This window comes from Enterococcus sp. AZ119 (assembly GCF_050546175.1).
Lineage (GTDB): Bacteria > Bacillota > Bacilli > Lactobacillales > Enterococcaceae > Enterococcus > Enterococcus faecalis.
In genome coordinates, this window is record NZ_CP172951.1 from 2,100,867 (window position 1) to 2,114,637 (window position 13,771).

11 protein-coding genes are annotated in these 13,771 nt (G+C 37.2%); 1 reads left to right on the forward strand and 10 read right to left on the reverse strand.

The genetic code is table 11. From position 1 onward, the window contains the following. Positions 1 to 18: 18 nt before the first annotated feature. The 10 genes from manA to licT all read right to left on the reverse strand — a co-directional run bounded on the left by manA (position 19) and on the right by licT (position 12,786). Positions 19 to 990: a mannose-6-phosphate isomerase, class I gene (manA, locus tag IGL37_RS10205; RefSeq protein WP_002356580.1), complete on the reverse strand. Its 972-nt coding sequence runs from the start codon at positions 988 to 990 to the stop codon at positions 19 to 21. Between the two features lie 41 nt (positions 991 to 1,031). Further along, the gene (locus tag IGL37_RS10210) at positions 1,032 to 2,075 is read right to left on the reverse strand and encodes a serine hydrolase domain-containing protein (protein ID WP_033917843.1); all 1,044 of its coding nucleotides are present in this window, start codon (positions 2,073 to 2,075) and stop codon (positions 1,032 to 1,034) included. Between the two features lie 134 nt (positions 2,076 to 2,209). Further along, positions 2,210 to 3,079 carry a VOC family protein gene (locus IGL37_RS10215; protein ID WP_002359617.1) on the reverse strand — a complete coding sequence of 290 codons (870 nt, stop codon included), beginning with the start codon at positions 3,077 to 3,079 and terminating at the stop codon, positions 2,210 to 2,212. A gap of 162 nt (positions 3,080 to 3,241) precedes the next feature. After that, a complete protein-coding gene (locus IGL37_RS10220; RefSeq protein ID WP_002359616.1) occupies positions 3,242 to 5,110 on the reverse strand; it encodes an ABC transporter ATP-binding protein in 1,869 nt (622 codons plus the stop codon). Next, positions 5,107 to 6,834, reverse strand: a complete 1,728-nt coding sequence (locus tag IGL37_RS10225) for an ABC transporter ATP-binding protein (RefSeq protein ID WP_002379719.1) — start codon at positions 6,832 to 6,834, stop codon at positions 5,107 to 5,109. Before IGL37_RS10225 ends, IGL37_RS10220 begins: the two co-directional genes overlap by 4 nt. A gap of 20 nt (positions 6,835 to 6,854) precedes the next feature. After that, positions 6,855 to 7,532, reverse strand: a complete 678-nt coding sequence (locus IGL37_RS10230) for a TetR/AcrR family transcriptional regulator (protein ID WP_002362576.1) — start codon at positions 7,530 to 7,532, stop codon at positions 6,855 to 6,857. Positions 7,533 to 7,679: 147 nt separating this feature from the next. Next, the gene (locus tag IGL37_RS10235) at positions 7,680 to 8,249 is read right to left on the reverse strand and encodes a guanylate kinase (RefSeq protein ID WP_002367148.1); all 570 of its coding nucleotides are present in this window, start codon (positions 8,247 to 8,249) and stop codon (positions 7,680 to 7,682) included. Positions 8,250 to 8,430: 181 nt separating this feature from the next. Beyond that, positions 8,431 to 9,876 carry a glycoside hydrolase family 1 protein gene (locus tag IGL37_RS10240; RefSeq protein ID WP_033917842.1) on the reverse strand — a complete coding sequence of 482 codons (1,446 nt, stop codon included), beginning with the start codon at positions 9,874 to 9,876 and terminating at the stop codon, positions 8,431 to 8,433. A 24-nt stretch (positions 9,877 to 9,900) separates the two neighbouring features. Next, positions 9,901 to 11,781 carry a beta-glucoside-specific PTS transporter subunit IIABC gene (locus IGL37_RS10245; protein ID WP_010821045.1) on the reverse strand — a complete coding sequence of 627 codons (1,881 nt, stop codon included), beginning with the start codon at positions 11,779 to 11,781 and terminating at the stop codon, positions 9,901 to 9,903. Between the two features lie 162 nt (positions 11,782 to 11,943). After that, positions 11,944 to 12,786, reverse strand: a complete 843-nt coding sequence (licT, locus tag IGL37_RS10250) for a BglG family transcription antiterminator LicT (RefSeq protein ID WP_002359608.1) — start codon at positions 12,784 to 12,786, stop codon at positions 11,944 to 11,946. A gap of 300 nt (positions 12,787 to 13,086) precedes the next feature. On the opposite strand from licT, the gene IGL37_RS10255 reads away from it, so the two are divergent. After that, the gene (locus IGL37_RS10255) at positions 13,087 to 13,713 is read left to right on the forward strand and encodes an FMN-dependent NADH-azoreductase (protein WP_002356569.1); all 627 of its coding nucleotides are present in this window, start codon (positions 13,087 to 13,089) and stop codon (positions 13,711 to 13,713) included. The last annotated feature ends 58 nt before the right edge of the window (positions 13,714 to 13,771 follow it).

A 13,771-nucleotide genomic window follows, 5' to 3' on the forward strand; every position in this document is an offset into this window, starting at 1 on the left:
TGATGATCTCCTCTTTTTTTAGCGACTACCAGGTTCTGAAGCTATAATCGTTAGATCACCTTCAAAACGCCAGCTCGGAATATCTGTTGGAAAGATAAAGCTATCACCTTTTTTCAAATCAAAAGTAGCCACATCTGCTTTTGCAGCATCTTCTGTAATCAATCGACCCACACCTTCAATAACTGTTGCTAATGTATAAGGTGCTTGTTTTTTGACTTTTAGAATCCCACTGACACGCCACTCATAGACATTAAAGAAATCTGTTTTTACATAAGTAACAATGCTTGATTGTCCTTGATTTTCTTGTTGAATAGAGAGGTCAGGATCCTTTGCCGGAACGGTTGTCACATCAATGGATTGTTGAATATGCAATTCCCGGGTCTTTCCTTGATCATCTGTTCGATCATAATCATAAACCCGATACGTAGTATCACTGCTTTGTTGCGTTTCTAAAATTAAAATACCCGAGCCGATGGCATGAATAGTGCCGCTTGGTACATAATAAAAATCGCCTTTTTTCACTGGTACTTTTCTTAAAAGATCGTCCCAACGACCTTCTTCAATCATTTCTGCAAGTTCTTCTTTTGTTTTCGCGTGATGTCCATAAATGATTTCAGCGCCAGGTTCTGCATCAATAATATACCAACATTCAGTTTTGCCTAGCTCGCCTTCATGTTTTTGGCCATATGCATCATCGGGATGAACTTGCACGGATAAATCATCTTCAGCATCTAAAATTTTCGTTAATAATGGAAAGACAGCGCCACCTGCATGGCCGAATAACTCTTGATGGTCTGCCCACAATTCATCTAATTTTTTTCCTTTAAATTCGCCATTTAAAACAGTACTAACGCCATGTGGATGTGCACTGATTGCCCAATCTTCACCAATTTTATCGCTCGGTAAATCGAAACCAAATAGCGTGTGTAGACGATTGCCGCCCCAAATTTTTTCTTGAAAAACAGGTTGTAAAAATAATGGTTCTTGCATTGACTGTGACCTCCCAAATTGAATTCGCTCTCATTATATCACTAAAAACTAGTCATTTCATCTGAAACTGATGATTTCTCTTTTAAATAGGTTGCCAACAACTGATCTCTTTCTTCGATATAAGTGTTCCGGTGGTCCTCTGGATGGACTCGATTAGATAAAAAGATAAACGCTGATTGTCGTTGCACATCAATTAGCAAAAAAGTGCCTGTATAGCCTGTATGGAATAATAATGGCCGTTGCGTAGCTACATCATATTTAAAATCCCAGCCTAGAGAACGTGGTTTATCTGCAGCTGGCACTTGGTTAACTAGTAACAAATCAATTGTCTCTTTTTTCAAGAATTGGTGATTGTGATAACTGCCTCGATTTAAATACATTCGAACAAATTTTGTTAAATCATAGACATTGCTAAACAAGCCAGCATTCCCTGCATGTTCCCGTAAAACGAATGCCTTAGGATCATGGGTTGCACCTCGAATCACCCCTCTTTGTTCATGTAATTCTGTTGGCACACAGTTTAAAGGATTCTTTGGTAGAAACGTACTTTCGTTCATCCCTAAAGGAAGCAATACTCGCTCAGATAAAATTTCTATCATTGATTGTTGGAACATTTCTTCTAACATAAAGCCTAATAAAATAGTCCCTGCATCTGTATAGACGACTTTTTTACCTATTGCTTTGCCTGCGTGAAATGAATGATTGTAGGCGTCTTTTAATTCTTGGGCATTCAGCTGATCACGATTAGGAATATAGCCTTGTAAATCTGCCGTATGTGTCAACAAATGCCGGATTGTAATATTAGAATCTTGAAAAGAGGGATAATAAGTTTGTAATGATTGATCTAGAATAATTTTTCCTTCTTCCACTAATTGCAAAATAACGGTGGTGGTGCCGACTACTTTGGTTAAAGAAGCCACATCAAACAGCATGGCCGAGGTTAATTGTTCTTTGGTGGGTTTTACTTGTGCCAGTCCCCAACAATTGCTCTCCTCTTTTTCACCTTCAATGAAACAAAAACTAGCCCCCGAAAAAACACCTTTTTTCATCATTTTTTGAATTTTCCACTTTGTTTTTTCGTACATTTTTTCACCTTACCTTCTATTTTTAATATTAAAGGAAAAGTCTAGAATAAGTTCCGAACAAAAGTAGCGTTAAACTTTTATTCCGACTTTATTCCAGACTTGCTAAAACAAGCTTATTTTGTCTGTCTAAGCGTTTATTTTAAGACAAACCACCATTCCAAGCCAATTGGATCAAACACAGTGACAATCGCTTTTTTCTGGTCAATAAAGAACTCTTGATTTTTTGCCGTTAATTGTTGCTCCATTGCTAAAATATGTTCTTGATCAGAGAGCTTAATGGTAAAGAAATCTAAACCTAAGTGTGGATCAGGTAATTGATCCACTTCACTTGTTTCAGGTTTTTGGAATCCAATAGTTGCTTTGCCATCTTCTAAAACAAATTGATCTTTTTCATTGCGTTTTAAACCCAGAACTTCCTCATAGTATGCTTTTATTTCTTTTTGATTGTTTGTTTTTAATTGCACATGCGCTAAATATGACCCAGCGGCTAACCCTTGATGTGGCTCTAAGTCCTCACTGATAAGATCTTTAAGCACAATTGGTTGCTTTTCAGAAGTCGAATTTGCTGTTGCTTCATCGTGAAAAATCTCAAATTGATTGCCTTCAAGATCAGTAATGAACATGCTTTGACGTGTGCCAATTTGGAAACTTTCATCAATTGGGTAGTCTTGTTCAAGCACTCGTTGAGCAATTTGTAAAAATTCTTTTTCCGTAGGAACTTTAATTGAAAAATAAGCCATTTGTTTTTCTTCATTATGAAAATCTTCGGCTTTTCTAGTTTCTTCTAAAATTAATAATTGCGTTCCTGCTTCACGTGTACCCCAGATAGACAGGTTATTTTCTTCTGACTTTAAAACAAAACCCATTACTTTTTTATAAAAGTCGACCATTTCGCCAACTTTTTTCGCACGAATGGCAATTGTTTTTAATGTCGCAGCTTTTTCTAATTGAAATTCAGTCATTTTTTCTGTTACCTCCATTTTCTTCTCTCCCATTTTATACATCTCTTGCTATTTCATCAAGTAATATCCTGTTTTTCTCAAAAGAAAATAGAAATTTTTCAATTTCGCTAACTTTTTGTTAAAAAAATAAGTCTTCAGGAACCAGTCTTTACGACTATGGCTCCTGAAGCCTCATCATGAATTACTATTTTTTTGCTTCGCCTTTTAGGCTACTTCCTCAGAAAACTGACTGTTATATAAATCAGCATAAAAACCGTTTTTCGCCATTAATTCATCGTGGGTTCCTGTTTCTACAATTGAACCTTCTGCCATAACGATAATCGTATCGGCATCACGGATAGTCGACAAGCGATGAGCAACTACAAAGCTGGTCCGATTTTCCAATAAACGATTCATTGCTGCTTGAATCAGTATTTCTGTTCGAGTGTCCACACTTGAGGTGGCTTCATCCAAAATTAAAACGTCTGGATTTGCTAAGAATGCTCGAGCAATTGTAATTAATTGTCGTTGACCTTGAGAAATATTGCTGGCTTCTTCATTTAGAATCGTTTGATAGCCTTCTGGTAATTTTCTGACAAAATCATCCACATGGGCTGCTTTCGCCGCACGGATCACTTCTTCTTCGCTCGCTTGCTCATTACCATAATGAATATTGTCATAGATACTTCCAGTGAACAACCAAGTATCTTGAAGAACCATTGAAAAGTGTGCTCGCAACTCTTCGCGAGATAAATCGCGCGTATCTACGCCATCATATTTGATGCTGCCGCTACTAATATCATAGAAGCGTTCCAATAAGTTAATTAGGGTTGTTTTCCCAGCACCTGTTGGGCCCACGATTGCGACCATTTCCCCAGGTTTAACATTTAAATTGAAATCTTTCATTAATAATTTCTCTGGTGAATAGCCAAAAGCAACATGTTCAAAAGAAACACGATAAGGACTATCTGTTTCCACTGGTATGCCAGAAGGTTCATCCACCATTTCTTCTTCATCTAATACTTCAAAGACACGTTCTGCCGAAGCCACCGTAGCTTGGATTGTATTCATTAAATTAGCGATTTGAGTAATCGGTTGTGAAAATTGATTGGTATATTGAAGAAATGCTTGGACATCCCCTAAATCCATCATACCATTCGCTACTTTTACGCCACCAAGGACTGCAACAAACACATAGCCTAGATTTTTGATAAAGTTCATTAAAGGCATAATGATCGCTGAAATAAATTGTGCTTTGCGACCAGCATGATATAATTTTTCATTTTCTTTTTCAAATACTTCTTGATCACTTTCTTCGTGGTTGAAACTTTTTACTACTACGTGACCACCGTAGGTTTCTTCGACTTGGTTATTCAATAATCCTAAGCTTTTTTGTTGAGCCGCAAAATGTTTTTGCGAGCGAGGCGCCACAACCATCACAACAATTAAACTTAATGGCACTGTTGCTAAGGCAATTAGTGTTAACTGCCAGCTAATGGTCAGCATCATCCAAAGTACGCCCACAAATGTCACGATACTGGTAATTAATTGGGTTAAGTTTTGTTGTAAAGTACTCGCAATATTATCCATGTCGTTAATTGCCCGCGACATGATGTCCCCATTACTATGAGTATCATAATAGGAAATTGGAACTTTGTTCATTTTCGCTTCTAATTCTTGACGTAATTCATAAACTGTTCGCTGTGAAACACGTGTCATAATTACTTGCTGCAAGAAATTAAAGACAGCAGAAATAAGGTACATGGCAATAACAATTAATAAAATTTGACCGATTTTGTCAAAATCAATTGGAAAAGATGTTATTTTTAAGCCTTGTTTCATTTCAGCAGCGCCTTTCATGACGCCTTTAAAAATTTCAGTTGTTGCCTGTCCTAATACTTTTGGTGTTTGAATTTGGAAAACGACGGCTGCGATTGCTAACACTAAGACAGCAATAATTGACAGCATTCGTTTAGACATGTACCGAAATAAACGTTTCACTGTTTTCCAGAAATTTTTTGGTTTTGGCCCTTTTGCGCCAATGTTGCGTCCTGGTCCACCGCCCATTGGTCCGCCTTTTGGTCGACTACTCATGCAAGGTCCTCCTCTCTCAATTGAGAATGTACAATTTCTTGATACGTTTGGTTATTCGCTAATAACTCTTCATGCGTTCCTTTACCAACTAATTTTCCTTCGTCTAATACTAAAATTGTCGATGCTTCCATAACCGTACTTACACGTTGGGCCACTAAAACGACAATTGCATCCGTCATCTGCTCTTTTAAGGCTTTTCTTAAATTAGCATCTGTTTTGAAATCCAATGCAGAAAAGGAATCATCAAAAACATAGACATCTGCTGGTTTTACTAAAGCACGAGCAATAGCCAACCGCTGGCGTTGTCCGCCAGAAAAATTACCGCCGCCTTGTTCGACATGACTATCCAAACCTTCTGCCAATTCTGAAACAAACGCCTTCGCCTGCGCGATTTCTAAGGCTTGCCAAATTTCTTCATCGGTCGCATTTGGGGCGCCGTATTGCATATTTTCACGAATCGTTCCTGTAAATAAAACAGCCTTTTGCGGTACAAAGCCAATCATTTCTCGTAAATTATGCTGTGACGTATCTTTAATGTTTTTACCATTTAGCAAAATCTTGCCAGATTCAACATCATAAAAACGTGGTAAAAGATTAACTAGCGTTGTTTTCCCAGAACCTGTCCCACCAATAATTGCGACCGTCTCCCCAGATTTTGCTGAAAAATCTATATCTTCCAGTGCTAAGTTTTCAGCATGCTGGTAACGATAATTAACATGTTCAAACGCCAATGTTGCTTTGTCGCCTTTTAGAGAGAGTAGTTCTGGATTGGGTACATCTTTGATTTCTGAATCAGTATTTAGCACCTCATTAATCCGATCAGCAGAAGCTTGCGCCCGCGGTACCATGACAAAAATCATAGATAACATCATGAAACTCATCAGAATTTGCATGGCATAAGTCATAAAGGCAATTAAGTTTCCTACTTCTAGTTGCATTTCCGCAATATAATGACCGCCAAACCAGGTGATTGCAATATTGGTACCACTCATAATGAGTGTCATTAAAGGAATCATCAAAGCGACAATCGTATTCACTTTAATCGCCGTTTGTGTATAATCCTTATTGGCTTCATCAAAACGTTGTTCTTCATAGTTTGCTTTGCCAAAGGCCCGAATCACACGAACTCCTGTCAGTCCTTCACGAAAAACTAAATTTAAACGGTCGGTTTTCTTTTGCATGCTCTTAAATAACGGAACCGCTAAAAACATGATACCGCCCACTAAAACAGCCATAATTGGTAAAACATATAGAAAAATTTTTGTCAATTGTGGGTCCTTGTTATACGCCATAAAACTTGCACCAATTAACGTTAACGGTGCATTAATCATTAAACGTAAAAACATTTGCATAACCATTTGAATCTGATTGACATCATTGGTTGTTCGTGTAATTAGCGAAGCTGTCCCGAATTTGTCAAATTCATTATTAGAAAAATTTTCAACTTTTCGATAAATATCAGTCCGTAATTTTTTACCTAAACTTTGTGATTCTTTGGTGGCAAAAAAGGTATTTCCAATAGAAGCGACAATGCTAATCAAAGAAAAGCCTAACATGACAACTCCTGTACTCCAAATATAGTTAATATCTCCTTTAGCGACACCGTCATTAATGATATTAGATGTTAATGTGGGCAGATATAAATCTGCGATAATTTGTACGATCATAAATACAACCGCTGCAAAGACCGACCATAACGACATCCGTTTGACTAGTTTAATCAACTAACTTCTCCTCCTTTTTGCTACTTATAAGCGCCATTTTTCAACCAATTTAATTTCATTTTTAATTGTTTGACTGCTTCAGTTGAATCATAGGCGGTATTTTCTCTTTGTTGACGATACCCGTCAACAATTGTTGAGAAAACGGCATGCATCGCCGTCTGCATGAACCATGTGAATTCTTTTGGCGTTTCAATGGTTAATTTCGAACGATCGATTATTTGATAAAGATGTTCTGCATAGGCAGCATGGCCTTTTCTTCCTCTATGCTTATGACAGTGCTGTTTCCTATTTTTTTCCTCTTCCCCAGTCGCTAAATTATCTGTCACCCGACGTGAAGCACGATAGTCCATGTTGACAAATAAATTCCGATAGAAAGAAGCATTCTCTCCAGTTAGCACTTCGACAATCATCTTGGAGAAATAGACATCCATGGCTTCGATTAAATCGCCATCTTCTGCAATAATTTGTTTCTCTAAATCTCGTTCACTATTTTTTCTTAATGTCGCAAAGTAATAAAAATACAAATCTTCTTTGTTCTCAAAATATTGATAAAAGCTACCGCGCGGAATTCCCGCTAATTTAACAATATTTGCAATTGACGCTTCTTGTAAAGAATGTCGTGAAAATTCAATTTGCGCAGCATCTAATAAGCGTTGTTGCTTTTCTTCTGGCAAATGAAAAAACGTATTCGTAGGCATATTTGTGTTCCTCCCTTTTATGACACATTGTCATATGACACCATGTCATTATAGCACTCTCTATTCAGAATGCAAGTTTTTTACAAAAAAAATCAAGCACCTAGCAAGACAAAATTGATGTTAGATTCTGTCTCACCAGTTGCTTGATTAATAATAGTGTTTGATGCATTCTTGTAACAAGCCAGCGACCTCTTTTATAGGTCCATTGGCATCTATTCGTTGATAATTAGGATATTGTTCCAATTGGTTTTTGATAAGAATTTCTTGATCATAAAGGTTTAAACGTTCTTCAATAATTTTAGGATCAGATTCTCGTTGTTTTAAACGTTGATAAATATTTTCTTTTGAAACGTCAAAAAAAACTGGAATGACGGACTCGCCGAAACGCTCAAAGACCGCTTGAAAGCCTGGAAAAGTTAACGCATTATAGGCTGGATGCTCTTTCGTTGTTTCAACGATGGCAGCTACACCGACACCGTAATAGTTTCCATGGTAAAAATCATACTCCACTAACTGATTGGTTTCAATCAAGGTTTGAAAACTTGCTTTTGTTTCAAAATAGTAATCCACACCATCCACTTCATCCAATCGTTTTTTCCTCGTAGTATGCGAGATAACTTTATAGTTTTTCGGAAAAACCTTACTTGTAATTGCGGTCTTGCCAGAACCACTCGGACCCATAATAACAAAAAATGGATGTTGTAATTGCTTAATCATTAGAAACGCTCCTCTCAGTTGTTTCTATTATAACGTATTGTGCACTATTTTGAAAAATTGACAAAAAAGAGCTTGGGCCAAAAATCACTTTAGATTTTTGGTCCAAGCTTAAAAATTAATAAACGGCGGGAACAGAAGCAACAACCTACTACGCTTATCTTGTTTTGTTTAATTACAATAACTAGTCTAAGTTTTGTCCATTAGTTTCAATAACTTGTTTGTACCAATTAAACGATTTTTTTTCATAACGGTTTTTAGTACCATTTCCTTCATCGTCTAAATCAACGTAAATAAACCCATACCGTTTACTCATTTCACCTGTGGAAGCACTGACTAAATCAATACAGCCCCACGGCGTATAGCCCATTAAATCGACGCCGTCTGCAACTGCTTCTGCCATTGCTTCAATATGACGACGTAAATAATCAATCCGATAGTCGTCTGCCACATAGAAATTTTCGTCTACTTTATCAATTGCACCTAAGCCGTTTTCCACAATAAATAAAGGTTTTTGATAACGATTATATAATTCATTTAGGGCGATTCGTAAGCCTTCGGGATCAATTTGCCAACCCCATTCACTTGCTTCTAAGAAGGGATTTTTAACGCCGCCTAAAAGATTCCCATTTGCTGTATCGTTGGTAGTACCAGTAACATCGACAGCAGTCGACATATAATAACTAAAGCCAATGTAATCCACTGGGTATTCTTTTAATAATTCTAAATCTCCTTCTTCAATAACTAAGTCTTTCACAGCATATTTTTGATACATGCGTTCTGCGTATGCTGGATATTCACCACGAACTTGAACATCTGTACAATAATAATTAAACTCTTGGTTTTCAATCATTGTAGCAACTTGATTGACTGGATTCGAATCAATGCCATACGTTGTTGCATAAATAATCATACATCCAATTTGTAATTCTGGATTTAATTCATGGCCAATTTTTACAGCTTTACTACTTGCAACAAATTGATTATGCCAGGCTTGGAAAATGTTTTGATAATCATTGGCTCCATTGCTTTTCACCAATCCTTGACTAAGTGCTGGGAAATGAAAAGCTGAATTAATTTCATTGAATGTCATCCAATAGTTAACTTTTTGGTGGTAACGTGTTAAAACAGTTTCCGCAAAACGTTCATAAAAGTCAACTAATTGACGATTTTTCCACCCGCCGTATTCTTTCGCTAAATGCAGTGGCATTTCATAATGAGAAATCGTAATTACTGGTTCAATGTTATAGCTTAAACATTCATCGATAACCGCATCATAAAATTTCAAGCCGGCTTCATTCGGTTGTGTTTCATCTCCTTTTGGAAAAATACGCGACCACGCAATTGAAAAGCGATAACATTTGAAGCCCATTTTAGCAAACAACGCAATGTCCTCTTTAAAGCGATCATAGTGATCAATTCCTGTATGATTAGGGTAGCGATATTTCGTTTCGTCAATCGTCCAATCAAACGCTTCATCTCCTAAAATAGCGAAACGTTGTTTTCCTCCCGGCATCGCATCTGCCACAGATAACCCTTTACCATCGGCTAAGTAAGCCCCTTCTAATTGATTGGCTGCGGTCGCACCGCCCCATAAAAATCCTTTTGGAAATTTTGTCGTTGTTGTCATACTTGTTCCTCCTCCAATTGTCTTTTATTTAATAATGGCTAAAAAGTCTTCACCATGTAACACGTCTGTTTGGTTCATATCCAAAACATCTAAATAATCATTCGTATTCGTTACCACAATCGGTGTAACTACTGGATAACCAGCTTCTTTAATGGCAGCAATATCAAAAGTAACCAGCAAATCTCCTTTTTTAACAGAATCACCTTGTTTCACTGATAATTCAAAGCCTTTACCATCTAATTCGACCGTATCCATGCCAATATGCATTAATAATTCAACGCCCTCTGTTGTCGTCAAGCCAACAGCATGTCCTGTCGGAAATAATGTGGTGATTTCACCATCTGCGGGTGCATACAGTTTGCCTTCAGTCGGCTCAATTGCAACACCTTTTCCTAAAGCACCTGAAGCAAAAACAGGGTCTTGTACTTTTTCTAGCGGTAAAATTTCACCTTGAAGTGGACTTGCTAAAATAATTTTGTCTTCTTGATTCGTTTTTACAGGTGCCACCACCTTATCAGTTGCTGTTTTTTCAGTTGCTGTTTCTGGATTAGGTTGATCTTCAAAACGTAAGACAAACGTTAAGACAAACGCAATGATAAAAGCAATTCCAGCACCAATTGCACCAGTAATCATCGGTGCAGTATCTTTTGTCTCTGCAGGAATAAACCCAGGTAAGCTCAACATACTAACCAAGCCAAACGTAAAGTTTTTCACGTGATTCATAGCCACAAATGCACCACCGATACCGCCACCAATACAAGCTGCAATAAATGGTTTTTTCAATGGTAAAGTCACGCCATATACAGTTGGTTCAGTAATTCCAAAAATAGTCGTAATACTTGAAGACAAAGCCAAACCTTTTAGTTTCACATTTTTTGTTAGGAAAAAGACAGCTAAAGCAGCCCCGCCTTGTGCAATAACGGCTGGTAATAACATTGGTACCATCGTATCACCACCTTGTGTTAAGTTTAACATCATAATTGGTACAAAGCCCCAATGCATACCAAACATTACCAAGACTTGCCACAACGAACCCATTAATAACCCTGCGATAATTGGACTAAAAGCGTAAATTGCGTTGTATCCTTGTCCCAACCAATCGCCGATGACCGTCCCAATAGGACCAATAGCTAAGAAGGTAACAGGTGCCATAATAAGGAACACAGCTAACGGAACGCAGATAATTTGTAGAAAACTCGGAATTACTTTTTTGAAGAAACGTTCCACATAACTTTGTGCAAAAACAGCCAAAATAATTGGTAAAACCGAAGAAGTATAGCCACTTGGCCCAATAATCACTGGAAGACCAGCAAAGCTAATTGTTTTGCCTGCTAAAGCAGTAATGCTGGGATGAACTAAGGCCATCGCCAAAGCAACCGCTAAAAAGGGATTAGTATTGAATTTTTTAGCAGCCGTAAACGCTAACATAATTGGTAAGAAAGTAAATAAACCATCTGCAATCGAAAAGAGAACAAGATATACGCCTGAAGTGTCAGCCAACCAGCCCATAGTTACAGCCAATGTTAAGAAGCCTTTTAGAACCCCAGCGCCGGCCATTGCACCTAAAAACGGTGTAAAAATAGAAGAAATAATATCAATTAAACGGTTAAAGATATTTCCGCCACTTTCTTTTTCTCTATTATCAGAATCATTACCTAGTCCACTGTTGGCCATCAAATCCTTATAGACATCACTAACGTGACTGCCAATAACCACTTGATATTGTCCTGCACTTTGAACTACCTGAATAACATCTGGGTCAGCATTCAATGCAGCTGTATCTGCTTTATTTTCATCTTTTAATTTAAAACGTAAGCGCGTAGCACAGTGAACAACACTATTAACGTTGCCTTCGCCCCCAACAGCTTTTAACACACGTGCTGCAATTTCTTGATTTTTACTCATCTCTAGATCCTCATTTCCATTAATTTTTAATATCAAAAAAACCTACATTGAAAAAGAGCCAGATCCTTCTCTTCACAGCTGCGCAGTCTGCGAAAATCGTTATCGGTTTTTTCAATCTAGGTTTTGCCTGCATTATCAGTAACAATCCGCGATTATTGGTTGTTATGCTTTTTTATCATTGACCACTCTTTGGATATGAATGGTTAAATAAATCATTTCCGCTTGATCAATTGGTCGATCATAGCTTTTTAATAAATACTCATTAATACGTTGGACCGCTTGAAACGCCTTAGGATACTTTCCTTGGACCAATGCAAAAAGAAATTCGTCCTCCTCATCATGCGCTTCTTGTTTTAAATAACGTTGCGCAAAATATTGAAGATGTGTAACAATTCGTTGATAGTTCAATGAATCTTCATCAAACACCTGTCCAAAGTAGCGACTAATAATCGTTAAAATATCACGAACCATCTTGGTTGCTTCCATGGTAACTTCCATATTGCCATTTCCTTGTTCAGCATTCACAATATGAAAAGCAATGAAGCCCGCTTCATTTTCTGAAAATTGAACCCCTAGCTTTTCAGCAATAATCGCTAATGCTTGCTTTGCGATTTCAAATTCTTTAGGATAAAATTTGCGTGTTTCGAATACAAGAGGATTCGGAATATCAATTCCTTCTTTGGCTCGAAGTAACGCATAGTGAATATGATCCGTTAAAGTTAAATAAATATTTGATGAAAGCTCAATCGCTAGCGTTGTTTCTGCTAAATCAACGATTTGTTTGACGACTTCTACTTCTTTGGTGGGGACGTCTTCAAACAGCTGCTGGAATTGCCCTGCCATAGCGGAGTCCTTTAACACGAATTCCTTTTCAACATAATCTGGATTGATCGTGTCTCCAATCTTCTTTTGAAAGGCTAAGCCGCGTCCCATATAAACAATTTCTTCGCCTTGCTCATTTCTTGAAAGCACGACATTATTATTTAAAACTTTTTCAATCCTCATGATGAATGCAACCTCACTTTTTTATAAAAAAAGCCCAGAATCCCTCCACTGATTGTGTTAATGGAAGACTCTGGTTTTGCCTGCAAAGCAGTAACAATCCTTATTTACAAAGTAATAATAGCATGCTTTTTTTTAATATGCAAGCCTTTCCAAAAAAATATTTTTATTTATTTTTTACACTTTTGATCCATTTTAAAAAAAGTTTACTAAAAGTAAAAAAAAGACTTGCTTTCTCTTACTTTTTATTAGTAAAATAGAGATGTTGAATTTTTAAACTATTTATTTTAAGGAGATTACACAATGTCAAAATTATTAGTTGTTAAAGCACATCCATTAACAAAAGAAGAATCACGCTCAGTTCGTGCGTTAGAAACATTTTTAGCTTCATACCGTGAAACAAATCCATCAGACGAAATCGAAATTTTAGATGTTTATGCACCAGAAACAAACATGCCGGAAATCGATGAAGAATTATTATCTGCTTGGGGTGCACTTCGCGCTGGCGCAGCGTTTGAAACATTAAGCGAAAACCAACAACAAAAAGTGGCTCGTTTTAATGAATTAACTGATCAATTTTTATCTGCAGACAAAGTAGTAATTGCTAATCCAATGTGGAACTTAAACGTACCGACACGCTTAAAAGCTTGGGTAGATACAATCAACGTTGCTGGAAAAACATTCCAATATACTGCAGAAGGACCAAAACCTCTAACAAGTGGTAAAAAAGCCTTACACATCCAATCAAATGGCGGCTTCTACGAAGGAAAAGATTTTGCTTCTCAATACATTAAAGCGATTCTAAACTTTATTGGTGTTGAGCAAGTCGACGGATTATTCATCGAAGGAATCGATCATTTCCCTGATCGCGCGGAAGAACTTTTAAATACTGCCATGACCAAAGCAACTGAATACGGTAAAACATTCTAAATTTTCCGAGTGATTTACATCAAAAAGAGACAAGCAGTTCGTTCACTGCTTGTCTCTT

What these genes read in the sequence shown, in the direction of transcription:
- IGL37_RS10245 (WP_010821045.1), bottom strand. Translation starts at nt 11,781, where the DNA reads ATGAGTAAAAATCAAGAAATTGCAGCACGTGTGTTAAAAGCTGTTGGG.
- IGL37_RS10235 (WP_002367148.1), bottom strand. Translation starts at nt 8,249, where the DNA reads ATGATTAAGCAATTACAACATCCATTTTTTGTTATTATGGGTCCGAGT.
- IGL37_RS10230 (WP_002362576.1), bottom strand. Translation starts at nt 7,532, where the DNA reads ATGCCTACGAATACGTTTTTTCATTTGCCAGAAGAAAAGCAACAACGC.
- IGL37_RS10220 (WP_002359616.1), bottom strand. Translation starts at nt 5,110, where the DNA reads ATGAGTAGTCGACCAAAAGGCGGACCAATGGGCGGTGGACCAGGACGC.
- IGL37_RS10210 (WP_033917843.1), bottom strand. Translation starts at nt 2,075, where the DNA reads ATGTACGAAAAAACAAAGTGGAAAATTCAAAAAATGATGAAAAAAGGT.
- manA (WP_002356580.1), bottom strand. Translation starts at nt 990, where the DNA reads ATGCAAGAACCATTATTTTTACAACCTGTTTTTCAAGAAAAAATTTGG.
- IGL37_RS10240 (WP_033917842.1), bottom strand. Translation starts at nt 9,876, where the DNA reads ATGACAACAACGACAAAATTTCCAAAAGGATTTTTATGGGGCGGTGCG.
- licT (WP_002359608.1), bottom strand. Translation starts at nt 12,786, where the DNA reads ATGAGGATTGAAAAAGTTTTAAATAATAATGTCGTGCTTTCAAGAAAT.
- IGL37_RS10215 (WP_002359617.1), bottom strand. Translation starts at nt 3,079, where the DNA reads ATGTATAAAATGGGAGAGAAGAAAATGGAGGTAACAGAAAAAATGACT.
- IGL37_RS10255 (WP_002356569.1), top strand. Translation starts at nt 13,087, where the DNA reads ATGTCAAAATTATTAGTTGTTAAAGCACATCCATTAACAAAAGAAGAA.